The organism is Anaerococcus sp. AGMB09787 (assembly GCF_022808955.1).
Classification (GTDB): Bacteria; Bacillota; Clostridia; order Tissierellales; family Peptoniphilaceae; genus Anaerococcus.
In genome coordinates this window covers 1-1405 of sequence record NZ_JAKZEY010000049.1, presented here as the reverse complement: position 1 = coordinate 1405, position 1405 = coordinate 1, and the positions used below count along the sequence as shown (strand labels likewise).

Here is a 1405-nt window from a genome sequence, read left to right as displayed (position 1 = left end):
CACAGGCTTCGGGTATTGCCAACTCCCATGGTGTGACGGGCGGTGTGTACAAGACCCGGGAACGCATTCACCGCGGCATTCTGATCCACGATTACTAGCAACTCCAACTTCATGCACTCGAGTTGCAGAGTGCAATCCGAACTGGGACAGGCTTTTTGAGGTTCGCTTGACTTCGCAGTTTCGCTTCTCTCTGTACCTGCCATTGTAGCACGTGTGTAGCCCAAGTCATAAAGGGCATGATGATTTGACGTCGTCCCCACCTTCCTCCGGTTTGTCACCGGCAGTATCGCTAGAGTCCCCAACTTAATGATGGTAACTAACGATAGGGGTTGCGCTCGTTATGGGACTTAACCCAACATCTCACGACACGAGCTGACGACAACCATGCACCACCTGTATTTCAGTTATCCGAAGATATAATAGCTTATCTCTAAGTTACTCCGAAATATGTCAAGACTTGGTAAGGTTCTTCGCGTTGCGTCGAATTAAACCACATGCTCCGCTGCTTGTGCGGGTCCCCGTCAATTCCTTTGAGTTTCACACTTGCGTGCGTACTCCCCAGGCGGAGTGTTTATTGCGTTAGCTGCGGCACCCAGATTTACTCCGGACACCTAACACTCATCGTTTACGGCGTGGACTACCAGGGTATCTAATCCTGTTTGCTACCCACGCTTTCGTACCTCAGCGTCAGAGGATGGCCAGAAAGTCGCCTTCGCCACCGGTATTCTTCCTAATATCTGCGCATTCCACCGCTACACTAGGAATTCCACTTCCCCTTCCATCTCTCAAGCTAGGTAGTTTTAAAAGCTTACTATAGTTGAGCTATAGGATTTCACTTCTAACTTGCCTAGCCGCCTACGTACCCTTTACGCCCAATGATTCCGGACAACGCTCGGTCCTTACGTATTACCGCGGCTGCTGGCACGTAATTAGCCGGACCTTATTCGTATGGTACTGTCATTTTCTTCCCATACAAAAGATTTTTACAACCCGAAGGCCTTCTAAATCACGCGGCGTCGCTGCATCAGGGTTTCCCCCATTGTGCAAAATTCCCCACTGCTGCCTCCCGTAGGAGTCTGGGCCGTGTCTCAGTCCCAATGTGGCCGTACACTCTCTCAAGCCGGCTACTGATCGTCGCCTTGGTGGGCCTTTATCTCACCAACTAGCTAATCAGTCGCAAGTCCATCTTACACCACTAACGTTTTGGTAGCCTATTCATGCGATTAGGCTACTTCATAGGGTATTATTCGTCGTTTCCAACGGCTATCCCCTTGTGTAAGGCAGGTTACTCACGTGTTACTCACCCGTCCGCCACTAATCCACTCTTTGTCCTTCCGAAGAATTCTAAAGAGTTTCATCGTTCGACTTGCATGTGTTATGCACGCCGCCAGCGTTTATCCTGAGC

Annotated in this window: 1 rRNA gene; it reads right to left on the bottom strand. The window is 50.2% G+C overall.

Going from position 1 to position 1405, the window contains the following annotated elements:
• Positions 1-1405, bottom strand: a 16S ribosomal RNA gene (locus MUN42_RS08285); the annotation flags it as partial.